At 71.4% G+C, this 24655-nt stretch carries 19 protein-coding genes; 13 read left to right on the top strand and 6 right to left on the bottom strand.

The genetic code is table 11. The features are described 5' to 3' along the window. Positions 1–148 precede the first annotated feature (148 nt). The 3 genes from LZ604_RS03145 to LZ604_RS03135 are packed head-to-tail and all read right to left on the bottom strand — an operon-like array spanning position 149 to position 3481. Positions 149–1006 carry a glutaminyl-peptide cyclotransferase gene (locus LZ604_RS03145; protein ID WP_234512359.1) on the bottom strand — a complete coding sequence of 286 codons (858 nt, stop codon included), beginning with the start codon at positions 1004–1006 and terminating at the stop codon, positions 149–151. Beyond that, positions 999–2900, bottom strand: coding sequence for a DUF4012 domain-containing protein (locus LZ604_RS03140; protein ID WP_234512357.1), 1902 nt, complete (start codon positions 2898–2900; stop codon positions 999–1001). Before LZ604_RS03140 ends, LZ604_RS03145 begins: the two co-directional genes overlap by 8 nt. Beyond that, positions 2897–3481, bottom strand: coding sequence for a hypothetical protein (locus LZ604_RS03135; RefSeq protein WP_234512354.1), 585 nt, complete (start codon positions 3479–3481; stop codon positions 2897–2899). The genes LZ604_RS03140 and LZ604_RS03135 overlap by 4 nt, the downstream gene beginning before the upstream one ends. 384 nt (positions 3482–3865) lie before the next feature. Between LZ604_RS03135 and LZ604_RS03130 the strand changes: the two genes are divergently transcribed. From LZ604_RS03130 to LZ604_RS03095, 8 genes are all read left to right on the top strand, one after another. Next, a complete protein-coding gene (locus tag LZ604_RS03130; RefSeq protein WP_234512352.1) occupies positions 3866–5332 on the top strand; it encodes a tyrosine-protein kinase domain-containing protein in 1467 nt (488 codons plus the stop codon). Between the two features lie 17 nt (positions 5333–5349). Then, a complete protein-coding gene (locus LZ604_RS03125; protein WP_234512350.1) occupies positions 5350–5907 on the top strand; it encodes an arsenate reductase/protein-tyrosine-phosphatase family protein in 558 nt (185 codons plus the stop codon). Between the two features lie 167 nt (positions 5908–6074). After that, positions 6075–7913 (top strand): molecular chaperone DnaK, encoded by a 1839-nt coding sequence (gene dnaK / locus LZ604_RS03120; RefSeq protein ID WP_234512347.1) that lies wholly within the window; start codon positions 6075–6077, stop codon positions 7911–7913. Beyond that, entirely contained in the window at positions 7910–8569 is a 660-nt protein-coding gene (gene grpE, locus LZ604_RS03115) for a nucleotide exchange factor GrpE (protein ID WP_234512344.1), read from the top strand. Before dnaK ends, grpE begins: the two co-directional genes overlap by 4 nt. 39 nt (positions 8570–8608) lie before the next feature. Further along, positions 8609–9778: a molecular chaperone DnaJ gene (gene dnaJ, locus LZ604_RS03110; RefSeq protein ID WP_234512342.1), complete on the top strand. Its 1170-nt coding sequence runs from the start codon at positions 8609–8611 to the stop codon at positions 9776–9778. Positions 9779–9782: 4 nt separating this feature from the next. Further along, entirely contained in the window at positions 9783–10235 is a 453-nt protein-coding gene (locus LZ604_RS03105) for a heat shock protein transcriptional repressor HspR (protein WP_234512340.1), read from the top strand. A 508-nt stretch (positions 10236–10743) separates the two neighbouring features. Beyond that, positions 10744–11850, top strand: coding sequence for a sugar ABC transporter substrate-binding protein (locus tag LZ604_RS03100; RefSeq protein WP_234512338.1), 1107 nt, complete (start codon positions 10744–10746; stop codon positions 11848–11850). Between the two features lie 319 nt (positions 11851–12169). Beyond that, positions 12170–13207, top strand: coding sequence for a helix-turn-helix transcriptional regulator (locus LZ604_RS03095; RefSeq protein ID WP_234512336.1), 1038 nt, complete (start codon positions 12170–12172; stop codon positions 13205–13207). 73 nt (positions 13208–13280) lie between these two features. Here LZ604_RS03095 and LZ604_RS03090 read toward each other — a convergent pair whose 3' ends face one another. After that, positions 13281–14318 carry a helix-turn-helix transcriptional regulator gene (locus tag LZ604_RS03090; protein ID WP_372482080.1) on the bottom strand — a complete coding sequence of 346 codons (1038 nt, stop codon included), beginning with the start codon at positions 14316–14318 and terminating at the stop codon, positions 13281–13283. 333 nt (positions 14319–14651) lie between these two features. Between LZ604_RS03090 and LZ604_RS03085 the strand changes: the two genes are divergently transcribed. The 3 genes from LZ604_RS03085 to LZ604_RS03075 all read left to right on the top strand — a co-directional run bounded on the left by LZ604_RS03085 (position 14652) and on the right by LZ604_RS03075 (position 18718). Next, positions 14652–14948 (top strand): Rieske (2Fe-2S) protein, encoded by a 297-nt coding sequence (locus LZ604_RS03085; protein ID WP_234512629.1) that lies wholly within the window; start codon positions 14652–14654, stop codon positions 14946–14948. A gap of 384 nt (positions 14949–15332) precedes the next feature. Continuing rightward, complete coding sequence (gene clpB, locus LZ604_RS03080) at positions 15333–17930, top strand: ATP-dependent chaperone ClpB (protein WP_234512330.1); 2598 nt, start codon at positions 15333–15335, stop codon at positions 17928–17930. 263 nt (positions 17931–18193) lie between these two features. Then, complete coding sequence (locus tag LZ604_RS03075; protein ID WP_234512328.1) at positions 18194–18718, top strand: YbjN domain-containing protein; 525 nt, start codon at positions 18194–18196, stop codon at positions 18716–18718. A 6-nt stretch (positions 18719–18724) separates the two neighbouring features. On the opposite strand, the gene LZ604_RS03070 is transcribed toward LZ604_RS03075, so the two are convergent. Then, a complete protein-coding gene (locus tag LZ604_RS03070; RefSeq protein WP_372482079.1) occupies positions 18725–19927 on the bottom strand; it encodes a mannosyltransferase family protein in 1203 nt (400 codons plus the stop codon). Between the two features lie 148 nt (positions 19928–20075). Continuing rightward, positions 20076–21275 (bottom strand): pyridoxal phosphate-dependent aminotransferase, encoded by a 1200-nt coding sequence (locus LZ604_RS03065; RefSeq protein WP_234512326.1) that lies wholly within the window; start codon positions 21273–21275, stop codon positions 20076–20078. 1068 nt (positions 21276–22343) lie between these two features. Here LZ604_RS03065 and LZ604_RS03060 point away from each other — a divergent pair. Both LZ604_RS03060 and LZ604_RS03055 read left to right on the top strand, forming a co-directional pair. Beyond that, positions 22344–22970, top strand: a complete 627-nt coding sequence (locus LZ604_RS03060; protein ID WP_234512324.1) for a DUF2617 family protein — start codon at positions 22344–22346, stop codon at positions 22968–22970. Next, positions 22967–24622, top strand: a complete 1656-nt coding sequence (locus tag LZ604_RS03055; protein WP_234512322.1) for a polyamine aminopropyltransferase — start codon at positions 22967–22969, stop codon at positions 24620–24622. The genes LZ604_RS03060 and LZ604_RS03055 overlap by 4 nt, the downstream gene beginning before the upstream one ends. Positions 24623–24655: the final 33 nt, after the last annotated feature.

Genomic DNA, 24655 nt, shown 5'->3' with positions numbered 1-24655 from the left:
GGGGTCTCCTCCGATGTACTTCCCGTGTACTCCGAAGGCGCGATTACTAAGCGGTAACTTATGCAGTCCGTTTGAGACTACCCACTTATGCCGCCGCACTGTAGTGGCGCAAACGGTGATCTGCGTCGCTGTGGGCCTTGCTGCCCGCTCAGCCGCCGGAGCTGCCCGTTCCGCCGGCCGGGACGAAGACCACACGGAACATTCTGGGCCAGAACTTCCCGGTGATGAGGAACTGGTCCGTTCCGGGAACGGCCGCGATGCCGTTGAGCACGGCCCCGGGGGCCAGTCCGTCCGGGCGCACCAGCCCCGAGGCGTCGATGTCCGCGGTCACCACGCCGTCGGCCGGGTCGATCCGCACGATGCGATCGGTGCCGAACACATTGGCGTACACGGCGGCGCCGACGCACTCCAGCTCGTTCAGCCGCGACAGCGGGCCGCCGTCCTCGGTGACCGGGACCCCGCCCGTCGCCGCGAGCGTGCCCGGATCCCGGAACGTCAGCCGGGCCGAGCCGTCGCTCGTCACCAGCCGGTGCCGGGACTCCTGGAAGCACACCCCCCAGCCCTCGTCCGGGTAGCGGATCCGGCGCAGCTCCTTCAGGGTGGCGGCGTCGCGCTCGACGGCGATCCGGTCCCGCCAGGTCAGCTGCCACAGGGTCCGGCCGAGCACGGTGATCCCCTCCCCGAACAGGGGCCCGGGCAGCGCCGCCCGCACCGTGGGTCGCCGGCCCGGGGGTCCCGCCTGCACCCAGGAGCCGCCGGAGAGGCCGGTGCCCTCGTAGAGCGTGCGGCCGGCCATCTCGAGGCCCTCGGTGAACGCCCCCGGGTCGTGCGGAAGGACCTCCAGCACCTTGACCCGCAGACGCTCGGCCCGGTGCCCGGCCGGCGCGCCCCCGGCCGGATGCGCGGGACGGCCGGCGGCATGCTCCCCCACGGCGCACGACACCACCAGGACCGCCCCCACCAGCAGGGCCACACAGGACAGGACGGATGTCGCGCGGTCACGCATGGCAGGTGCCTCCCGGTTTCAGGACCGCCCGCAGGGGTGTCACCAGGGGCTGGCGCAGCAGCGTGGGGGTGCGGTCGGCGTGGGGCTCGAGCAGGTGCAGGACCAGGGTGCGCCGGGAGCCGGCGGGCAGCTCCAGGTCCAGCGTGAACACCGAGTGGCCGCGTTCCACGTCGGCGGCGACCTGGGCGGAGCGGCCGTCCAGTGTGGCGCCGGTGAGGGAGGCGTCGGCACCGGCGTAGTACGAGACCAGGAGCCGGTTGTCGCCCGGCCGGGTGCGGTAGGGCGGGGCGTCCGCCCGCAGCGTGACATAGCCGGGCAGGCCGGAGGCCGGGGCCCGGTTGGCGAGGGTGACGGTGACGGTGACCGGACGGCCGCCGCCGGAGCAGCCGTCGCCCTCCGCCTCCCAGACCAGGCTCCGGTCGAGGTAGTAGTCCAGCTTGCCGCCCGCCGCGTTGTTCACCACCAGCCCGGCGAAGGGGCCCGGGGCGTCCGGGAGCGCGCCGGCGTACGGGCGCGGCTCGAGGATCCGCTGCTCCTGCGGGTGGGCGCTCCAGACCTTGAGCCGTCCGTCCCGCTGTGCGTGGTACACGGCGACGAGCAGCCGCGGCAGCATCCGGCTGTCGTCGGCCGCGGCCATCAGCCGCCCTGCGGCGGCACGGGCGGCCTCCACGAAGAACGCCTTGCGCCTGGTGACGTCGCCGAAGCGCGCGTAGCTGGTCCGCTCGGTGAGGTCCACCACGTTGGCCGCGGTCAGCTCGGTGCCGTCGGTCATCCGGACCGGCCCCGTGACCTCAAGGAAACGGCTCAGGGTGACCGGGTCGACGGCGATCGCGCCGTCCACCCGCTCCCCGGTGCGCTTCCGCCATGCCGCCGCCCAGATGCGCCCCGCGTAGGGGAAGTGCGGGCTGATGTTGGAGTTGGCCCACACCCGGGTGGGCGCGGCGTCCCGGTAGCGGGCCGTGAACTCGGCCCCGAGGGCTTGGAGGTCCCTGCGGTCGAGGTCCGCCTTCGCCGCCTCCATCTCGGTGTTGTTGCCGAACCGTTCGAAGGACAGCCGGCCCCGGTCGGCCCGCAGCACGGCGAAGGCTCCGGGCACCCCTCCGGTGCCGCGTGCCTCGGCGATGTTCTGGAAGGCGAGGAAATAGCGCCGCTCCCCGTCCACGCCGAGCATGGGCGGCAGGACCCGGGCCGCCACGGAGACATCGGTCGTCATGGGCGCGAGACGGTCCAGCTGCCGGGCGAGCCCGGCCCGGGCCCGGTCGGCGGCGGGCAGCCAGGTGGTCCCGGGCAGCCGGTGCACATCGGCCCGTACCTCGGCCGTGACGCGCGCCGCCGAGGCGAGCTGCGGCGCATGCTGCCGCAACGCCATGAGCGCCGCGGCCATCCCGCCGCCGCGGCCGTCCGGGGCGGCCGCCGGAAGCGCGCTCGCCAGCGGGGAGAGCACCTCGCCGGTCAGCCGGTCCGCCGCGTCCGCGGCTCCCCGCACGGTGGCGACCGGGTCCCCGGCCCACGGCAGCAGGGCCGCCGTGTACCAGACCGCACCGCTGGTCAGGCGATGCGCCCGGGCGGCGTGCGCGGTCGCGGAACGCACCGCCGCCAGCCGCTTCGTGGCGGAGCCCACCGGGGAACCCGGCGCCTGCGCGGGGGCCGCCGACTGCCGCAGCGCGTCCAGGTCCCGCTGGGCGGCGAGCAGCTCGGAGCGGGCGAACACCCCGGTGATCGCGATCCAGACGGCGGCGGCCACCGGGAGTGCGGCGACGGTCAGCAGAGCGGTCCTCAGCGCGCGCCGGCGGATCCGGGCGCCCCTGCCGGGGCCGGATCCGGGCACGCCGACGGCGCCCCGGCGGGAGCCGGGACGCCGTGGTACCGCGGTGCGGGTGTCCCGCTCCGTCATGAACTGCGGCGACGGCGTACCGCCAGCATCGTGCCGCCGCCCGCCGCGATCAGCCCCGCCGCGGTGCCGCCGACGGCCAGGGCCTTCCCGCTGCCGGTGGCCGCGAGGCCCGCACCGTGCCCGGAAGCTCCCGTAACGGCGTGAGTTCCAGGAACGGCGTGAGTTCCCGGAACGGTGTGAGCTCCCGGAAGGGCCTGGTGGCCGTGGTCACCGGGATGCCCGGGGTGCCCGGGCCCTCCCGGCCCGCCGACGGCACCCAGAATCCGGATACGCGTGGCGACACTGCGAGCGAGGTCGGTCTCGGTGATCCGGAGGACGTACCAGCCATGGTGGATGTGCGGCGGGATGGTGACGGTCCCCGTCACCGTTCCGGTGCCGTCGACCACGAAGGTGCCGAGGACGATCGGGTGGTGGGTCCCCAGCTGCACCCTGACGGTTCGCCCGGACACGAAGCCCCTGGCGGTGAAGGTCAACGGCTGTCCTGGGGCCACGGTGGTCACAGAGAGGGTCAGGGTGGGCGCTGTCGGCGGGTACTGCGCGAAGGCGGTCTGCGCCCCCACCAGCGGTGCTGCCACGAGCACGGCAGCCGCTGCTGCAGATGCCAGGGCGCACCGCCATCTGGGCGATGACGTCATCTTCTTCACTCTCCTCGGCTTCGGTACGGGTTAGGCGGCTGCTGCGTCGGCCGTCGTCAAGATCTGGATACATCGAATAAATCGGACATCTTGCGCCCGACTGGCCAGGCCCTACCAGAAGGCACCGGATGGGGGAGCACTCGCTCCGCGATGGCCCACGCGATCGTGCCGATGGAGTGACGGGGGGATGTGCTTCACCAGGGTCGTTCGTCGGGCCGACATGGGGTGGCTCCCCCGATCGGCGTGCGCGAGTCCCTATGTTCGGCTGTGCACATAGGGAACAGAACATCCCAATTGGGGTGGTTTCCTTGCTTCTATGAGGGGTGCAGCTTGGATCTCCACGGATTCCTGAAGGCTCTTGCCAGACGCTGGCCGACCGTCGTGGTCTGTCTCGTGCTCGCGATCGGGGCGGCACTCGCCGCAACGGGCTTGAGTACCCCCGTCTACGAGGCCCGGGCCCAGCTCTTCGTCGCCACCCGCACCGCGGACGACACCACCCAGCTGAACCAGGGTCAGAGCTTCTCGCAGGCGCGTGTCCAGTCGTACGCAGAGATTGTGACGACGCGTCAGGTGATCGGGCCGGTGGTGAAGAGGCTGCGGCTGCACACGACGCCCGAGGAACTGGCGTCCCGGATCACCGCCAGCGCCCCGCTCAACACCGTGCTCATCGACATCACGGTACGGGACACCGCGCCCCGGCGGGCGGCACGCATCGCCAACGCGGTCGCCGAGCGGTTCGGCGCGGTCGTCGAGCGGCTGGAGACGCCCAGGCGCACGGCCGGTTCCGAGCGGGTGCGCGGCTACTTCTCGCGCAGCGGTCCCCTGCCCGCCTCCCCCGTCACGCTGGGCGTGACCCAGGAAGCCGTCCCCCCGTCCGTCCCGGTCTCGCCCCGCCCGCTGCTCAACCTGGCCGTGGGGGTGCTGGGCGGTCTGCTGCTCGGCGCCGGGCTCGTCGCCGTGCGCGAGACTCTCGACACCACGCTCAAGACGAGTGAGGCGCTGGGCGAGTTCACCGCGCTGCCGGGCCTCGGCAGCATCCCGTACGACAAGAACGCGCCCCGGCAGCCGCTGGTCAGCGCCGATGTGCACTCCAAGCGTGCGGAGGCCTTCCGCAAGCTGCGCACCAATCTGCAGTTCGCGCAGGTCGACGACCGGCCGCGGATCATCGTGGTGACGAGTTCGTTGCCCGGCGAGGGCAAGACCAACACCGCGGTGAACCTCGCCCTTTCGCTCGCCGAGGCGGGCATCTCCACCTGCCTGGTGGACGGCGACCTGCGCCGTCCCTGCGTGGCCTCGGCCTTCGGCCTCGTCCAGGACGCCGGTCTGACCACGGTCCTCATCGGGCAGGCCCGGATCGAGGACGTGATGCAGCAGGCGGGCGGCCGGCTCTCGGTGCTCGCCAGCGGTGCCGTACCGCCGAACCCCACCGAACTGCTCGCCTCGGCACGCATGGAGGAGGTGCTGCACGAGCTGGCGGGCCTCTACGAGGTGGTGATCGTGGACACCGCCCCGCTGCTGCCGGTCGCCGACACGGTCGGACTCGCCTCGCTCGCCCAGGGTGCGCTGCTCGTCGTCCGCGCGGGGAAAACCAGCCGGGAACAGGTGCGCACCGCGACCGAGTCGTTGGCGCGGGTGGGAGTCCGCGTCCTCGGCACCGTCTTCAACATGGCCCCGGCCCCGAAGGGCGACCGCTACGGCGCCTACGGCCGGTACGGCGAGCTGCCCGCTCCCCGCACGTCGCCCTCCCGGGGCGGGGCCGGCGCGCCCCCGGTGGCCCGGGGCGCGGGCGGACAGTGATCCCGGGGCGGCGCGGTATGACCCGGGTCCTGTTCGTCTGCACGGGCAATGTGCACCGCTCGGCGCTCGCCGAGCGGCTGCTGGTCGCGCGGCTCGGGCCCGGCTCGGCCGTACGGCCGGGGAGCGCGGGCACCGGGGCGTGGCCCCGGCCCGGCATGGAGAGCTCCACCCGCGCCGTGCTGGAGGAGCTGGGCGGTGACGGCTCCGGCTTCGCGGCCCGGCCGCTCACCACGCGGCTGGTGGCGGACGCGGCACTGGTCCTCGGGCTGGCCCGCGAGCACCGGGAGGCGGCCGTGCGGCTCGTCCCGGCGGCGCTGCGGCGCTGCTTCACCCTGAAGGAGTTCGTACGGCTGGCCGCCGGGGCGGCGGTGCCGGCGGGCGCCTCCGGGGTCGGCGAGGTGGTGGCGGCCGTGGCCGCCCGGCGGGGCGGCGTGGCCCCGGTCGCCCCGGACGAGGACGACATCGCGGATCCCTGGGGGAGGCCGCACCATGAGCTGTACGGGTGTGCCCGGCAGATCGACGGGCAGGTGAGCAGACTCGCCCGGCTGCTGGAGGGCGGGGGTGCAGGCGCCTGAGCACGGTGCCTTTCCGTCCGCCATCGAGGCTCTCACCTGCGCCTTTTCTGTGATTGCCGCATGTCGCCAGATGAAACTTGAGTCAGCACGACTCAGGTCTGTTGACGCCTTGCGATCCCTCATGCATCCTTGAGCCTGTTCCACTCAAGTCAGCTGGAGGAATCGAAATGGCACGTGCGGTCGGCATCGACCTGGGCACGACTAACTCCGTCGTCAGCGTTCTGGAGGGCGGCGAGCCCACCGTCATCACCAACGCCGAGGGTGCCAGGACCACGCCGTCCGTCGTCGCCTTCGCCAAGAACGGCGAGGTGCTGGTCGGTGAGGTGGCCAAGCGTCAGGCGGTCACCAACGTCGACCGGACCATCCGGTCCGTGAAGCGCCACATGGGCACCGACTGGAAGATCGCGCTCGACGGGAAGGACTTCAACCCGCAGCAGATCTCCGCGTTCATCCTGCAGAAGCTGAAGCGGGATGCCGAGGCGTACCTGGGCGAGAAGGTGACCGACGCGGTCATCACCGTCCCGGCGTACTTCAACGACTCCGAGCGTCAGGCCACCAAGGAGGCCGGCGAGATCGCCGGACTGAACGTCCTGCGCATCGTCAACGAGCCGACCGCGGCCGCGCTGGCCTACGGCCTCGACAAGGACGACCAGACCATCCTCGTCTTCGACCTCGGCGGCGGCACCTTCGACGTGTCCCTGCTGGAGATCGGCGACGGTGTCGTCGAGGTGAAGGCCACCAACGGTGACAACCACCTCGGTGGTGACGACTGGGACCAGCGCGTCGTCGACTACCTGGTCAAGCAGTTCGCCGCCGGCCACGGTGTGGACCTCGGCAAGGACAAGATGGCCCTCCAGCGCCTCCGTGAGGCCGCGGAGAAGGCCAAGATCGAGCTGTCCTCGTCCACCGAGACCTCGATCAACCTGCCGTACATCACCGCGTCCGCCGAGGGCCCGCTGCACCTGGACGAGAAGCTCACCCGGGCTCAGTTCCAGCAGCTGACGGCCGACCTGCTCGAGCGCTGCAAGACGCCCTTCCACAACGTCATCAAGGACGCCGGCATCTCCATCAACGAGATCGACCACGTCGTCCTCGTGGGTGGCTCGACCCGTATGCCCGCCGTCGCCGAGCTCGTCAAGGAGCTGACCGGCGGCAAGGAGGCGAACAAGGGCGTGAACCCGGACGAGGTCGTCGCCATCGGCGCCTCGCTCCAGGCCGGTGTCCTCAAGGGTGAGGTCAAGGACGTCCTGCTCCTCGACGTGACCCCGCTGTCCCTCGGTATCGAGACCAAGGGCGGCATCATGACCAAGCTGATCGAGCGCAACACCACGATCCCGACCAAGCGCTCGGAGATCTTCACCACGGCCGAGGACAACCAGCCGTCGGTGCAGATCCAGGTCTACCAGGGCGAGCGCGAGATCGCCGCGTACAACAAGAAGCTCGGCATGTTCGAGCTGACCGGTCTGCCGCCGGCGCCGCGCGGCGTCCCGCAGATCGAGGTGTCCTTCGACATCGACGCCAACGGCATCATGCACGTCACGGCGAAGGACCTCGGCACCGGCAAGGAGCAGAAGATGACCGTCACCGGCGGCTCCTCGCTGCCGAAGGACGAGGTCGACCGGATGCGCCAGGAGGCCGAGCAGTACGCGGAGGAGGACCACCGCCGCCGCGAGGCCGCCGAGACCCGCAACCAGGGCGAGCAGCTCGTCTACCAGACGGAGAAGTTCCTCAAGGACAACGAGGACAAGGTCCCGGCCGAGATCAAGACCGAGGTCGAGTCCGCCGTCGCCGAGCTGAAGGAGACGCTCAAGGGCGAGGACACCGCCGAGATCCGCAGCGCCACGGAGAAGGTCGCGGCGGTCTCGCAGAAGCTCGGCCAGGCCATGTACGCCGACGCCCAGGCCGCCCAGGCGTCCGCCGGTGCGGGTGCCTCCGAGGCCAAGGCCGACGACGACGTGGTCGACGCCGAGATCGTGGACGACGAGCGCAAGGACGGTGCCGCGTGACGGAGGAGACCCCGGGCTTCGAGGAGAAGCCCGACGTCCCCTCCGGCGCCACCCCTGAGGACGCCGAGCCGCAGGCCGCCTCCCCCTCTTCGGAGGAGGCGGCGGCCCCGGCGGGGGACGCAAGCGCACAGAACGCCGGTCTGGTGGCCCAGCTGGACCAGGTACGCACGGCGCTCGGTGAGCGTACGGCGGACCTCCAGCGTCTCCAGGCCGAGTTCCAGAACTACCGCCGCCGCGTCGAGCGCGACCGGATCGCGGTCAAGGAGATCGCCATCGCGAACCTCCTGACCGAGCTCCTGCCCGTGCTCGACGACATCGGCCGCGCGCGGGAACACGGCGAACTGGTCGGCGGCTTCAAGTCCGTCGCCGAGTCGCTGGAGACCGTCGCGGCGAAGATGGGTCTGCAGCAGTTCGGCAAGGAGGGCGAGCCCTTCGACCCGACGATCCACGAAGCCCTGATGCACAGCTACGCGCCGGACGTCACCGAGACGACGTGCGTGGCGATTCTGCAGCCCGGGTATCGCTTCGGCGAGCGCACCATCCGTCCCGCGCGGGTGGCCGTCGCCGAGCCGCAGCCGGGAGCGCAGACGGTCAAGGCCGAGGAGACGACCGAGGCGGGCGACGACAAGGAGAACGGTGGCCCGGACGAGGGCTGACGTACACCACCGACGCGTAGGGAAGGAGGGACGTCGGGGATGAGCACCAAGGACTTCATCGAGAAGGACTACTACAAGGTCCTCGGCGTCCCCAAGGACGCCACCGAGGCCGAGATCAAGAAGGCGTACCGGAAGCTCGCCCGCGAGTTCCATCCGGACGCCAACAAGGGCAACGCCAAGGCGGAGGAACGTTTCAAGGAGATCTCCGAGGCGAACGACGTCCTCGGCGACCCCAAGAAGCGCAAGGAGTACGACGAGGCCCGCGCCCTGTTCGGCAACGGCGGCTTCCGCCCCGGCCCCGGGGCGGGCGGCTCGTTCAACTTCGACCTCGGCGACCTCTTCGGCGGCCAGGGCGGCGCCGGAGGGTCTTTCGGCGGTGGTCTCGGTGACGTCTTCGGGGGCCTGTTCAACCGTGGTGGCGGCGGCGCGGGCACGCGTACGCAGCCGAGGCGCGGCCAGGACATCGAGTCCGAGGTCACGCTGAGCTTCATGGAGGCGGTGGACGGCGCGACCGTACCGCTGCGCATGTCCTCCCAGGCGCCCTGCAAGGCCTGCTCGGGCACCGGCGACAAGAACGGCACGCCGCGTGTGTGCCCGACCTGCGTCGGCACCGGGCAGGTCGCGCGCGGCTCGGGCGGCGGCTTCTCGCTGACCGACCCCTGCCCGGACTGCAAGGGCCGCGGTCTGATCGCGGAGAACCCCTGCGAGGTCTGTCACGGCAGCGGCCGGGCGAAGTCCTCCCGGACGATGCAGGTCCGCATCCCCGCGGGCGTCTTCGACGGGCAGCGCATCCGGCTGCGCGGCAAGGGCGCGCCCGGTGAGCGGGGCGGTCCGGCCGGCGACCTGTACGTCGTCGTGCACGTGAACGCGCACGCGGTCTTCGGCCGCAAGGACGACAACCTGACGGTGACCGTGCCGGTGACGTTCGCGGAGGCGGCGCTGGGCGCCGACATCCGGGTGCCCACCCTCGGCGGACCACCGGTGACGCTGAAGCTGCCTCCGGGCACGCCCAACGGGCGCACCTTGCGTGCCCGTGGCAAGGGCGCGGTCCGCAAGGACGGCACCCGTGGGGACCTGCTGGTCACCGTCGAGGTGAGTGTCCCCAAGGACGTCTCGGGGAAGGCTCGTGACGCGCTGGAGGCGTATCGCGAGGCGACCGCGGGCGAGGACCCGCGGGCGGAGCTGTTCCAGGCCGCGAAGGGAGCATGAGGAGATGGACGGCCGTCGACGGAACCCGTACGAACTGACCGAGGACACCCCGGTCTACGTCATCTCGGTGGCGGCCCAGCTCTCCGGACTGCACCCGCAGACATTGCGCCAGTACGACCGCCTGGGACTCGTGTCCCCGGACCGCACCGCGGGCCGGGGCCGGCGTTACTCGGCCCGTGACATCGAACTGCTCCGCCAGGTGCAGCAGCTGTCGCAGGACGAGGGCATCAATCTGGCCGGCATCAAGCGCATCATCGAACTGGAGAACCAGGTGGCCGCGCTGCAGTCCCGCGTGGCGGAGCTCCAGGCCGCGCTGGACGGCGCGGCGGCGACCATGCGCCAGCGCGAGGCCGCGGTGCACGCCTCGTACCGCCGCGACCTGGTGCCGTACCAGGAGGTGCAGCAGACCAGCGCGCTGGTGGTGTGGCGGCCGAAGCGACAGCAGCAGGCGGACTGACGCGCGCACGCGGACACGAAGGGGTCCGGAGGCCGGAAGTGGCCTCCGGGCCCCTTTCGCGTGGTCCGGTTCCGGGTGCCGGCGGAGCGCGCTACCGGCGGGTTGGGCCTTGTGCCCGGTATTGCGCAGTTCACGAAGAACTGCCGTTTGCGGGAGCGTGCCTGACGGCGTGCGGATGCCTCGCCGCGAACGTACGTGACGGAGATCACGTTTGCCTGCCGGAACTGAACGCGGCGCCTCACCAGGGCAGTTGACGGGACGTCGGGTGCAGAACCTGTGCAGGTCGTGGGTGGAGGCTTCATCGGACGGGGGTTCGAAGTCGGTCGGCGCAGGAGGGCCTCTTTGTTTTCACTTGACTTCCACAGAGATCCTGTTGCCATCTCGTTAACCCGTACTTCTTGACGCTGCATACCGTCGCCGCGTTGGCTTTCAGCCACCTGGGTAGCAATGCTGCTCCCGTGCTCGGAAGGCATCTGATGTGAACGCTCGTACCACCCGTAGGACTGCTGTGCGTCGAACCGCCATGGCCCTGGCCGTCTCCACGGCGGCCGCCTCTCTTGCCGCGTGCGGCGTCATCGGCGGAGCCGGCGGGGGCAGCAGCTCCGCGACTCCGAAGAAGGGCGACGACATCACAGTGGGTCTCCTTCTGCCGGAGAAGGAGAATCCGCGGTACGACAAGTTCGACTACCCGATCATCCGGGACCAGGTGGCCTCCCTCACCCACAACAAGGGCAAGGTCGTCTACGCCAACGCAGACGCCCAGCCGGCCAAGCAGAACGAGCAGCTCGACCAGATGATCGCCGACAAGGTGGATGTGCTGCTGGTGGACGCGGTGGACGCCAAGGCCATCGCGCCGGGCGTGCAGAAGGCCAAGGACGCGGGCATTCCGGTCATCGCCTACGACCGGCTCGCCCAGGGCCCGATCGACGCGTACATCTCCTTCGACAACGAGCTGGTCGGCCAGGTGCAGGGCCGTGAGCTCATCGAGGCGCTCGGCACCAGGGCTGACGGCGGCAAGATCGTCATGATGAACGGTTCGATCACCGACCCGAACGCGGCGCAGTTCAAGGAGGGCGCGCTCAGCGAGCTCCAGGGCAAGGTCAACATCGTCAAGTCCTACGACACGAAGGACTGGAAGCCGGAGAACGCCAAGGCGAACATGACGGAGGCGATCCGGTCCGTCGGTCTGGGCAACATCGCGGGCGTCTACTCGGCCAACGACGGCATGGCAGGCGCCGTCATCGAGGCGCTGAAGGCGGCGGGCGTCACCAAGGTCCCGCCGGTGACCGGACAGGACGCGTCGCTGGACGCCGTGCAGCGGGTCATCGCGGGTGAGCAGTACATGAGCGTGTACAAGTCGTACCCGCAGGAGGCCAACAACGCCGCCGAGATGGCGGTGGCCAAGGTCCAGGGCCGCTCGATCGAGTTCGACGCGCTGACCCGCGACAAGGTCGACAGCCCGACGGAGAAGAAGATCCCGTCGATGCTGGTGCCGGTGGTCTCGCTCAAGAAGGACAACATCAAGGACACCGTGCTCGAGGACGGCATCTACACCGTCGAGGAGATCTGCACCCCCAGGTACAAGGCGGCCTGTGCGGCGGTCGGCCTGAAGTAGCGGGCGGGGACGGCAGGACGGAGGCAGCCGGACCCGAGCAGACGCAAGCGGACCGAAGCAGCCGTGGTGGGCGGGCAGCGATGCTCGCCCGCCACGGCTGTTTTCGATGGACCCGGCCACTCCGTCCGACGCGGCCCGCGCCCCCGTCACCTGGGTGCAATCGGAACTTCCGGAGGGTGGGAGAATCCAGGACCTTCCCGGGCAAGTACGGGCGTTGGGGCGGCGGAGCCGTGTTGCGGAGGCGGGCGGGTCCGCGCATAGTTGCGCTGCGAAGGCGATGCAGGACGCTGGAGCCGGGAGTGGGAGCCAGGGGTGGAAGATGGCCGGGCACGGGACGGACGCGCATCCGCACGGCGCTGACCGGCTCTGCGAGGCAGGGAACCGCGTGTACTCCCGGGCCGTGCGCCGGGGCCGGGTGCCCCGAGCCGACGCCGCGGCGGTGCCCTGTCTGCTGGAACTCGCGCTGCTGCACCCGGACCCCGACGACATGGACTGGCTGGTGCCGACCTCCCCGCAGGAGGTCATGACCCGGTTGCTGCGCGGGGTGCACGAGGAGGTCAGCACGAGCCAGACGCGGGTGGGGGCGGCGGTGGCCGCGGTCGAGTGGTACGCCGGGCTCGGCGGCCGTGAGCAGGGCCCCGCGGAGGGCGTGGCGATCCGTGTCCTGGACGGGCTGCCGCGGATCCGTGCCGCCATGGACGAGGCGACGGAACAGTGCACGCGCGAGGTGCTGACGGTGCAGCCGGGTGGCATCCGCCGTGAGGACGAGCTCTCCGAGGGCCTGCACCGGGCGATGGAGATGCGCCGCAGGGGCGTTCGCATGCGCGATCTGTACACGCATGTCGCCCGGCACGGCCAGGGGCTGCACACCTACATGGAGCTGATGGGCGAGGCGGCCGAGGCACGCACCCTGGACGAGGTGCCCGAGCGTCTGATCCTCTTCGACCGCACGGTCGCCTTCATCCCGGCGAACACCGACCGCACCATCGCGCTGGAGCTGCGCCATCCGGCCCTGATCGACTATCTGGTGACCGTCTTCGAGCGCCTGTGGCGCCTGGCGATCCCGCTGACGTCCCCGCTGCCGGAGACCGGTATCGACGGCATCACCCACCGGGAACGCTCGATCGCGGCGCTGCTGGCGGAGGGCCACCAGGACGCCGTGGTCGCCGAACGTCTCGGCATCAGCGTGCGCACCTGCCGGGCGCACATCGCCCGGCTCTCCGAGACCCTGGGCGCGGCGAGCCGTACACAGCTGGGCGTGCGCATCGCCCAGGCGGGCCTGGACGGCCCCCCGCACGCGCCCGAACTGCTGCCCGCCACCGCTCCCTGTGCGCAGGAACCCCCGGCCGGTCTGTGAGGGGGCCGGCCGCCGTGCCGGGCGGCACGGCTCCGCTCCGCGCGACGAGCGCGCCCTCGCCCGGGCGCCTTCGTCACTGCGGCCGGCCCTCCCCCGGAAGGCCTTGGTTCTGGCTCAGGATCCCCGACTGGGCGATGAGGTAGCCGAGTTGGGCGCGGCTGCCGCTGCCGAGGGCCGTGGCCAGCTTGGCTATGTGGGCGCGGCAGGTGCGCACGTTCATGCCGAGGCGGCGGGCGATGGCCTCGTCGACATGGCCCTCCACGAGCAGTTTGGCGATGGAGTGCTGGATGTCCGTGATGCCGTCCGGGTCGGTCTCGTAGGGGGTGCCCGCTCTCAGCGGCACCGCCCGGCCCCACATGAACTCGAAGACCTTGACCAGGTAGCGGACCAGGCCCGGGTGACGCAGCTCCAGGGCGACCTGGCGGTCGTCGCTGATGGGGATGAACGCGACGGCCTCGTCGCAGATGATGAGCCGCTCGACGAGCTCGTCGATGGTGCGGTACTCGGCCTTGCCGTCGGCGAACTGGTCCACGTAGGCCAGCCGTTCCGGGCTGTACCGGGCCGTGTGCTGGTACAGGGTCCGGATGCGCACCCCGCGTTCGATCAGCGGCCTGTCACGCTCCAGTCCCTCGATGAGCCGGCGCTCGGGGCGGTGGCCGCTCGGCTGGACCGTGAGCATCTCGTTCTGGCACTGGGCCGTGGCCAGGTCGAGTGCCGCGTTGATTCGGTCGAGTCCCTCCAGCACCGTGATCGAGTGCGTGGGCGCGGTCGCCTGGGCGCTGAGGGCCATGAACGGCTCGAAGATTTCGGCCAGACTGGTCGACAGCCGCCTGCGCTCGGAGATCTCCCGCTCGAGCGGGTGGAGCCGCTGGGCCAGGGCGACCGAAGGGGGCACGGGACGCAGCCAGTTCGCGTCGTCCGGATCGGGATGGAGGAGGGCGAACTCCATCAGACAAGGAGCCTCTTCCGCGTCGGCGCGGGCGATACGCCCTGTGCGCAGGGCGTTCGCATACAGGCGGCCACCCTCCTCGCACAGTTCGGTCAAGGCATGGGGATGTGTCGCTTTAGCCCGATTGGTTGTCAAACCTCCACCCCCCAGGGTCCTGAACATGCAGGAACATGATGCACCGATTGTGTGGCCATGACGTGCCCGAATGAGCCATCGTCTTAGTCGACGGGGGAAGAGGGGACCTTCAAGTGAGGACGAAGCCGACTATGGGTAAGAGAATGCTTCGCTCGGTGCTTGTCGCCACCTTCTCCGCCGTTGTGGCCTTCGGAACGCTGAGTGGCCTCTCCGGCACGAAGGAGGACGTGCGAGCGGACAGTGTCTGGTCGTTGGTGCCCGCTTCTTCCGTGGCCGGCAGTGACACACCCGTCGGCACAGATGACAGCGTGTGGAGCTGATGTGACCACTCCTCCGGACGACCGCACCTTCCGTCGCGAGATGGCCACGGCCTACCGCTCCGGCTGGCACTTCATCGACTTGGTCACCGCCATCCCCCACAGCGGTGACTCGTTGATGGTGACCGTGTTCGGGGAGCCCGTCGTCGTCACCCGGGACGAGGACGAGGACGTGCGGGCCTACCGGCTTCTGCGGCGGCCTCGGGGGGCGCCGCAGCCGGTCCGGTGCGCCATAAGGTACGGAATGATCTTTGTGAACCTCGACCAGCGCGACCACCGCCTGGTCGAACCGGACACCCCGGAAATCAGGACCATCTCAGCCACCCCCCGCAGTGCCTGACGCGATTCCCCCGTCGTAACAAATCGCTCAGGTGCTTCCCCCCGCAGCGGCGTCACCGTGACCTGAACACGGTGACGCCGCTGCAGTTTTGTGCGGGAACTCCGGGTACGTCCCGTGAGTATGGTGGCTTGAAGCAGTCCTTCCTCCCATCTCCCCGTGACCCATGCAGTCACGACGGTCACAGCCGGTGACGGCCCTGCCGCGGATGCCCGCGGCAGGGCCGTCGGTGTGTCCGCTCGGCCTTTCGGGCACTCGGGTACACGCCGCTTGCCTCTCCCGCTCCACTCCTTGAGTGGAATAGACTCAACTTTGTGTACGTTGCTCTCGTCAGAGTGAAGGAAGACGACAGCTGAGCGCGGCCGACGCAAGGAGGAGATCGGGAACGTGGACGCCGAGCTGACCAACAGGAGCCGGGACGCGATCAACGCGGCCACCAGCCGGGCCGTGTCGGAGGGCCACCCGGACCTGACCCCCGCCCACCTGCTCCTCGCGCTGCTCGAGGGGCAGGACAACGAGAACATCATCGACCTGCTGGCCGCCGTGGACGCCGACCAGGCCTCCGTGCGGTCCGGCGCCGAGCGCGTGCTCGCCGGTCTGCCCAGCGTCACCGGGTCGACCGTCGCGCCGCCCCAGCCCAACCGCGAGTTGCTCGCCGTGATCGCCGACGCGGGCAAGCGCGCCAAGGACCTCGGCGACGAGTACCTCTCCACCGAGCATCTGCTCATCGGCATCGCCGGCAAGGGCGGCGCCGCGGGAGAGGTCCTGTCCCGCGAGGGCGCGGACGCCAAGAAGCTCCTGGAGGCGTTCCAGAGGACGAGGGGAGGACGCCGGGTGACGACCCCGGACCCGGAGGGCCAGTACAAGGCCCTGGAGAAGTTCGGCACCGACTTCACCGCCGCCGCGCGCGACGGCAAGCTCGACCCGGTCATCGGCCGGGACCAGGAGATCCGCCGCGTGGTGCAGGTGCTCTCCCGCCGTACGAAGAACAACCCGGTGCTCATCGGTGAGCCCGGCGTCGGCAAGACCGCCGTCGTCGAGGGGCTCGCCCAGCGGATCGTGAAGGGCGACGTGCCCGAGTCCCTCAAGGACAAGCGGCTGGTCGCGCTGGACCTCGGCGCCATGGTCGCGGGCGCCAAGTACCGCGGCGAGTTCGAGGAGCGGCTGAAGACCGTCCTCGCCGAGATCAAGGACTCCGAGGGCCAGATCATCACGTTCATCGACGAGCTGCACACCGTCGTGGGCGCGGGCGCCGGAGGCGACTCCGCCATGGACGCGGGCAACATGCTCAAGCCGATGCTGGCCCGCGGCGAGCTGCGCATGGTCGGCGCGACGACCCTCGACGAGTACCGGGAGCGGATCGAGAAGGATGCGGCCCTGGAGCGCCGCTTCCAGCAGGTACTGGTGGCCGAGCCGACCGTCGAGGACACCATCGCCATCCTGCGCGGCCTCAAGGGCCGCTACGAGGCCCACCACAAGGTGCAGATCGCGGACAGCGCGCTGGTGGCCGCGGCCACCCTCTCCGACCGGTACATCACCTCCCGCTTCCTGCCCGACAAGGCCATCGACCTGGTCGACGAGTCCGCCTCCCGGCTGCGCATGGAGATCGACTCGTCCCCCGTCGAGATCGACGAGCTCCAGCGTGCCGTGGACCGGCTGCGCATGGAGGAGCTGGCGATCGGCAAGGAGACCGACCAGGCGTCCAAGGAGCGGCTGGAGAAGCTGCGCCGCGACCTCGCCGACAAGGAGGAGGAGCTGCGCGGCCTGACCGCCCGCTGGGAGAAGGAGAAGCAGTCCCTCAACCGCGTCGGCGAGCTGAAGGAGAAGCTCGACGACCTGCGCGGCCAGGCCGAACGGGCTCAGCGCGACGGCGACTTCGACACCGCCTCCAAGCTGCTGTACGGCGAGATCCCGGGCCTGGAGAAGGAACTGGAGGCCGCCTCGCAGGCCGAGGAGGAGGCCGCCAGGGACACCATGGTCAAGGAGGAGGTCGGTCCCGACGACATCGCGGACGTCGTCGCCTCCTGGACCGGCATCCCCGCCGGACGCCTCCTGGAGGGCGAGACGCAGAAGCTGCTGCGCATGGAGGAGGAGCTGGGCCGGCGGCTCATCGGCCAGACCGAGGCCGTACGGGCCGTCTCCGACGCCGTACGCCGCAGCCGGGCCGGCATCGCCGACCCCGACCGCCCGACCGGCTCGTTCCTCTTCCTCGGCCCGACGGGCGTCGGCAAGACCGAACTGGCCAAGGCGCTCGCCGACTTCCTCTTCGACGACGAGCGGGCGATGGTCCGCATCGACATGTCGGAGTACGGCGAGAAGCACAGCGTCGCCCGGCTGGTCGGCGCCCCGCCCGGCTACGTCGGTTACGAGGAGGGCGGCCAGCTCACGGAGGCGGTGCGCCGTCGCCCGTACAGCGTCATCCTGCTCGACGAGGTGGAGAAGGCCCACCCGGAGGTCTTCGACATCCTCCTGCAGGTGCTGGACGACGGCCGCCTGACGGACGGTCAGGGGCGCACCGTCGACTTCCGCAACGTGATCCTCGTGATGACCTCGAACCTGGGCAGCCAGTTCCTGGTCGACCCGACCACCAGCGAGGAGGAGAAGAGGGAGCAGGTCCTGGAGGTGGTCCGGGCCTCCTTCAAGCCGGAGTTCCTGAACCGGCTCGACGACCTGGTGGTCTTCTCGTCGCTGACGAAGGACGAGCTGAGCCGGATCGCCCGGCTCCAGATCGACCGGCTGTCGCGGCGCCTGGCGGAGCGCCGGCTCACCCTGGAGGTGACCCCCGAGGCCCTGGAGTGGCTCGCCGACGAGGGCATGGACCCGGCCTACGGCGCGCGCCCGCTGCGCCGTCTCGTCCAGACCGCCATCGGCGACCGCCTCGCCCGGGAGATCCTGGCCGGCGAGGTCAAGGACGGCGACACGGTCCGCGTGGACCGCTTCGGCGAGGGCCTGCTGGTCGGTCCGGCGACCGGCAAGACGCTGTAGAGGGCGCCGCGCACGCGGCACCCGTCCGTCGGCCCCCTCCCTCCGGGTGACCGGGAGAGGGGGCCCGCTCGTCCGGACCGCTCCCCGGTGCTCCAGGCGTCGTCGCGCGGGTACTCGAGGGTGTGCCCCGCCCGGGTGCGGACGCGCCGTCCACCCGGGTGACCGGATCGTGTCAGCCGACGGCTGACACGATCCGCCGGGGGTTGCCACCCCCCTCCCCGGATGAGGGAGGATGGCGGAATCCGTACGAAGGGAAGAACACGGTGAGCATCGACCCGTCCTCGATTCCGAACTTCGGGGGCCAGCCCGAGCCGCAGCCGCCGGCCGGCCCCGTGGTTCCGGATCAGGACCTCGTGAAGCAGCTCCTGGACCAGATGGAGCTCAAGCACCTCGTCGACGAAGAGGGAGACCTCGTCGCGCCGTGGGAGCAGTTCCGTACGTACTTCATGTTCCGCGGCGAGGCCGACCAGGCGGTCTTCTCCGTGCGGACGTTCTACGACCGTCCCCACCAGATCGGCGAGAAGCCGCAGCTGCTGGAGTCCATCGACGACTGGAACCGGCGCACCCTGTGGCCCAAGGTCTACACGCACACGCACGACGACGGCACCGTCCGCCTCATCGGTGAGGCGCAGATGCTGATCGGCACCGGTGTGAGCCTGGAGCACTTCGTCTCGTCGACCGTCAGCTGGGTGCGGGCCGCCATCGAGTTCGACCGGTGGCTCGTCGAGCAGCTCGGTCTCACGGAGGAAGTCGACGACGCGGAGAAGCCCGAGGACGACGAAGAGTAGACCCGGCTAGAGGGGCGACCGGGCCAGCACCACCACATACGCCCCATAGACGAACGAGAGCCCGGCCAGGGCGCTCGCCACGACGGCGGCGTGCCACGGCCGGGCTCGCGCCGTCCGTACCAGCGCCCGTGCCACCACGATCAGCAGCGGGAACGCCGGCAGCAGAAAGCGCGGCTTGGACTCGAAGAAGCCGGAGCCGCCGAGGGCGATCACCAGCAGTACGCCGCTGTAGACGACGAGCGGGAGCGGGGCGCGGTCCGCGATCAGCAGCGCGAAGAGCACACCGCTCACCATGACGATCACCAGGGCCATCGGGAACAGCAGCCGGGTGCCGTGCAGCAGCATGTGCTCCGTGAAGCGCACCGACCCGCGCCCGAAGTCGAAGCGTGAGCCCCACAGCCGCTGCACGGTGAAGTAGCCGCCGAGCGGATCGCCCCTGCAGCTGCCGACCCACAGCACATAGCCGCTCCACCCGAGGGGCGCGAGCACCGCGCCCGTCCACAGCCTGGGGGAAACCCCGCGCCCGCGCGCCCGCCACACCTCCTGCGCCGCCGCCGAGAGCACCGCCGCCGCGACCGCGACACCGTTGGGACGGGACAGGCCCGCGAGCGCCGCCAGCACCCCCGCCCACACCCAGCGCCCGCTCAGGACCGCGTACAGCGACCAGGCGGCGCACGCCGTCAGCACCGGCTCGGTGTAGGCCATCGACAGCACGACGGAGTGCGGCAGCAGGCCCCACAGCACGACCAGGACGGTGGCCACGGCGGGGCCGTGCAGCCACACGCCGAGCAGATAGATCCCGTAGGCGGCGGCCACGGCGGCCGTCCACGACACCAGAAGGCCCGCCCTGACGCCGTCGAGCGGGGTGAGGGTGGTGACCGTGCGGACCAGCCCCGGGTAGAGGGGGAAGAACGCCAGGTCGCTGTGGATGCCGGTGCGGTTGCGCTGGGTGAGTCCGTAGCCGTGCGCCGCGATCCCCAAGTACCAGACGGAGTCCCAGGAGCGGCCCAGCAGGAGCAGCGGTTGCTTGCCCGCGGATCGGGCGACGAGGGCGAGCACGAGGCCGCCGCACAGCCGGGCGGTGAAGAACAGCCCGAGGGCCGTCGTGGCCGTCGCCGGCAGCCGCCACCCGGCCCCGGCCGGACGGGCACGGTCGCTGTTCCGCGGGCCTCGAGTGGTGGCGGCCGGGATGGTCCTGGCGTCGGTCACACCGGAACCATGCGTCGATCACGCCCGATTTGCGAACCTTGCGCGGCAATGCGGGCACGAAAATTCCCGCGTACGGCGCCCCGGACGCCGGTCGCGGGACGCCCGCCCGCGCAGGGGCCCGGGTGAGGCCCGTCCGGTGCGAGCCCGGTCAGCCTGCCAGGGACTTCAGCCGCCGGACGGCCTCCTCCAGGACCTCGGTGCGTTTGCAGAAGGCGAAGCGTACGAAGGGGGCGCCGGACTCGCGGTGGTCGTAGAAGACCGTGTTCGGGATGGCGACGACTCCCGCGCGTTCGGGCAGGGCCCGGCAGAAGGCCAGGCCGTCGCTCTCGCCGAGGGGACGGATGTCGGTGGTGACGAAGTACGTGCCCGCGGGCCGGAACACCGCGAACCCCGCCTCCGCGAGCCCGGTCGCCAGCAGGTCGCGCTTGGCGCGCAGTTCCGCGCGCAGCGCCTCGAAGTACGTGTCCGGAAGCGCGAGCGCCTCGGCGACGGCGTACTGGAACGGCCCGGACGACACATACGTCAGGAACTGCTTGGCCGAGCGCACCGCCGTGACGAGTCCGGGTGCCGCCGTCACCCAGCCGACCTTCCACCCCGTGAAGGAGAACGTCTTCCCCGCCGACGAGATGGTGACGGTCCGCTCGCGCATGCCCGGGAAGGTCGCGAGCGGCACGTGCTCGGCGTCGTCGAACACCAGGTGCTCGTACACCTCGTCCGTGACGACGAGCAGATCCCGCTCTACGGCCAGCTCGGCGATCGCGGCCAGCTCCTCACGGGTGAGCACGGTGCCGGTCGGGTTGTGGGGGGTGTTGATCAGCAGCAGCCGGGTGCGCTCGGTGACCGCGTCGCGCAGCTCGTCCAGGTCGAGGCGGAAGCTCGCACCCCCGTCGTGGTGCGGCCGCAGCGTGACCGGCACGCGCACGCCGCCCGCCATGGCGATACAGGCGGCGTACGAGTCGTAGTACGGCTCGAGCGCGATCACCTCGTCGCCGGGCTCCAGCAGCGCCAGCAGGGCCGCGGCGATCGCCTCGGTCGCGCCCGCGGTGACCAGCACCTCGGTGTCGGGGTTGCATCCGAGGCCGTACCGTCGCCGCTGGTGCTCGGCGATGGCGGTGCGCAGCTCGGGGACGCCGGGACCCGGCGGGTACTGATTGCCGCGTCCGTCGCGCAGCGCCCGCACGGCGGCCTCGCGGACCTGTTCCGGCCCGTCGGTGTCGGGGAAGCCCTGGCCGAGGTTGATGGATCCGGTGCTCAGGGCGAGGGCGGACATCTCGGCGAAGATCGTCGTCCCGAACTCGGCGAGCCGACGGTTGAGGAAGGGGCGCGCGCTGGAGGTCATGGCCGCCATCCTGCGCCGAAGCTCTGGAGTTCCTCAACTCTGCTTTGGCCGGCGCAGCGCGAGGGCATCCCCCGTGCACCCGGGAACACGGAGGGGCCCACGGGGGCCGCCCGGGGGATTTCGAAAGGGGGACGAGGCCATGATCCTCGGTATCGGTCTGGCGATCATCTGCATCGGTCTCGCGGTGTGCCTGGTGGTGTCCGCCCGCAGGCGCGGCCGTAAGGCGGCGCCCCGGCCGGCGGCCCGAGGAGCGCGGACGCGGGGGCTTTCCCGGAGCGGCAGCAGCGACAGCGGCGCGAGCTGGTGGGCCGGGGGGTCCGCGGGCGACTCCTCGTCCGGCGGCCACCACTCCGGGGGACACCACTCCTGCGGCGGGGGCCACTCCTGCGGCGGCCACTCGTCCTGCGGGTCGTCGTGCGGCGGGGGCGGTTGCGGCGGGGGCAGCTGACAAGGGGGCGGCTGAGGGGCGAGTGACGGGGGGACGGCCGGCGGTGGGGGCCAGTGGCCGGGAAGGGCGGCTGACGGGGGCGAGTGGCCGGGGAGGACGGCTGACGGGGGGGCGGCTGCCAGGGGGCGGCCGACCGAGGGTGGCCGGGCTCCACCGGGGGGCCACACATCCGGGGCGCGTGCCCGCCGGGATCTTCTCCCGGCGGGCACGCGCGCAGTGGCCGTGACGATGTGAGTCGGGAGGCTCACCCGATCGGGGGAGCGCCCGGATGTGTGCCGTCGATGCCGTGTGCGGCCGCGCGCCCGGCCGAGAGCCGCAGAGGCGCATATCGCGGCCGTGCCAATGCCCCTGGCGCACGCCGTAGTTGAACAGTTGCGCTGTGGAGCCCTCGGGGGGATGGAAACCGGGTGGTCTTGGGTAAAAACGCTGTGGCGACGCCACAGTTCATGATTCCCTTTCAGCCATCGAAGCAGCCCGCGGACGCCCTTCGGACACCTGTCCTGCAGGCGTCCTTCCCCACCGGGCCAACCGGACGTACCACCCGACTGGCCAGGCCGGCCTCGTCCGTCGGCGCCACGACCGGGGTGCGCCGGTCCCCACCTCACTTTGCGTGCTTGCGGAGCCGATCCATGCTCACGACCCTGAACACCTCCTACACCGACACGCGTGCGGCCGACCTCGCCTGGACCCTGGGCCGTGAGCCGCTGCCCGCACTTGCCACCCTCGACCTCGAACTGTCCGGCACTGCACTGCAGTTGAGACTCCTGGGCGCGTCTCACCAGGTGCTTCTCGAGGAGGAGCGGGGCGTCTGCTCGGAGACGGTGGCGTGCATCGCGGGCTCCAGCACCCCGCTGCCGCTGGCCGTCGCCAAACGGATGGGCGACTGGGAGTACGAGTTCGCGGCCCGGGTCGAGGTCCTGTCCCCCGGCTCCTTCGCGGGCCGCGCCCAGGAGTTGCTGGCCCTGGTCTCCGACCATCCCCACGGCCTGGCCGGCGTCTTCCCCGGCAGCCCGCACGCGTTCACGGCGATGCTGGCCCGGCGCCACGAGGGCCAGATCCACTGGCGTACCTGGCACGCCTACCCGCAGGACGGCCAGTTGGTGGCGACCCGGACCCGGGTCGGGGTGAAGACGCCGGCGGCGAGGTCCGACGGCGACCGGTCCCGGCTCAGCGCCACCGGCGGGTGGGGGCATGGCAGTTCCACACGTGTGGGTGACAAAGCCCGCCGCGCGCCTGACGTAGCGTTCCCACCGTGATCGAACCGCACGCGCCCGCACCACCCGGCGCGCCGCACCCCTGGCGTGAGGGCGGCCAGAGCCACGCGCGGCTGCCCGTACGCCCCGGCACCGGACGGTTCCTCGTCCTCGTCGGGGTGTTCGTCTGCGCGGCCTGCGGACTCGTGTACGAGCTCGAACTCGTCGCCCTGGCCTCCTATTTGATCGGCGACTCGGTCACCCAGACCTCCGTCGTGCTCGCGGTGATGGTCTTCGCCATGGGCGTCGGCTCGCTCGCCGCCAAACGTCTCCGCTGCCGAGCCGCCGCCGGTTTCGGCGCGGTGGAGGCGGCGCTCGCGCTGGTCGGCGGCTCGAGCGCCATGGCCCTGTACGCGGTCTTCGCCTGGACCGGTGACTGGGGCGGCCTCTGGTCCGGCGGCCCGCGCTGTCTGCTGGTCGGCTTCTCGCTCGCGATCGGCCTGCTCATCGGCGCCGAGGTGCCCCTGCTGATGGAGCTGATCCAGCGCATCCGACGCCAGGACGCGGGCGGCGCGGTCGCGGACCTCTTCGCCGCCGACTACGTGGGCGCTCTGGTCGGCGGCCTCGCCTTCCCCTTCCTCCTGCTGCCGCAGCTCGGCCAGGTCACGGGCGCCCTGCTCACCGGCGCGGTCAACGCGGTCGCGGGCGGCGCCCTGGTCCTCGGCCTGTTCCGGCGGGACCTGAGCCGCCGCGGCCGCCGGCTGCTGCTGGCCGCCAACCTGGTCGTGCTGGTGCTGCTCGGCACGGCGGCCGCCCTGGTGGACGACTTCGAGCGGGCCGCACGCCAGGCGGTCTACGGGGACCATGTCCGGATCGCACTGCGCAGCGGCGTCCAGGAGGAGGTGCTCACCGGCGGCACCCGCGGCCACCCCCTGGATCTCTTCGTCGACGGCCGGCTGCGGGTCGGCGGCAGCGACGAGCGCCTCTTCCACGAGGCGCTCGTGCACCCCGCGATGAGCGACGGACCGCACGGGCGCGTGCTCGTCCTCGGCGGCGGGGACGGACTCGCGGCGCGCGAGGTGCTGCGCCGGCCGGGGGTGCGCCGGGTCGACGTGGTCGAACCGGACCCGGCGTTGGTCCTGCTGGCCCGCCGCGACCGCGCCCTGTCCGCGCTGAACGGCCACGCCTTCGCGGACCCGCGCGTCCGGGTGTGGACGGGGGACGTGCTCTGCCGGCTCAGGCACCTCCGGGGGACCTACGACGTGCTGATCTCGGACCTCCCGGACCCGGGCATCACGGCGAGCACGAAGCTGTACTCACAGGAGTTCTACGGCCTGGCCCGCCGCGTTCTGGCGCCGGCCGGCCGCCTGGTGGTGCACGGGGGCCCGGTGACCTCCCGTCCGCGTGTCTTCTGGACGGTCGAGGCGACGATCCGGGCCGCCGGCCTGCGCACCGTCCCGTACCGGGTCACCGCCGGCTCCGCGGACACCGTGGGCGGCCCGTCCCCTCGCCCCGCGGGCCTGTCCCTGGGCCCGCGCGACTGGGGTTTCGTGCTCGCCGGTCGTACCCGCCCGGCCCTGACCCTGGACCCGGGCGTGCCGTACCTGCCGGCAATGACCCGGGCGTCCCTGCGGGCGGACGCGCGCGCGGCGGCGCGCACCCGGATGCCCGGTCTGCCGCCGTCGACGCTTGTGCACCCGAGGTACACGCGCTGAGTCGCCCCTCTGCCCGGCCGTGTGAATCCCGGG

It is taken from the genome of Streptomyces glomeratus, assembly GCF_021462825.1.
GTDB lineage: Bacteria > Actinomycetota > Actinomycetes > Streptomycetales > Streptomycetaceae > Streptomyces > Streptomyces glomeratus.
The sequence above is the reverse complement of the archived record's forward strand: the minus strand, read 5'-3'. Positions and strand labels throughout refer to the sequence as shown.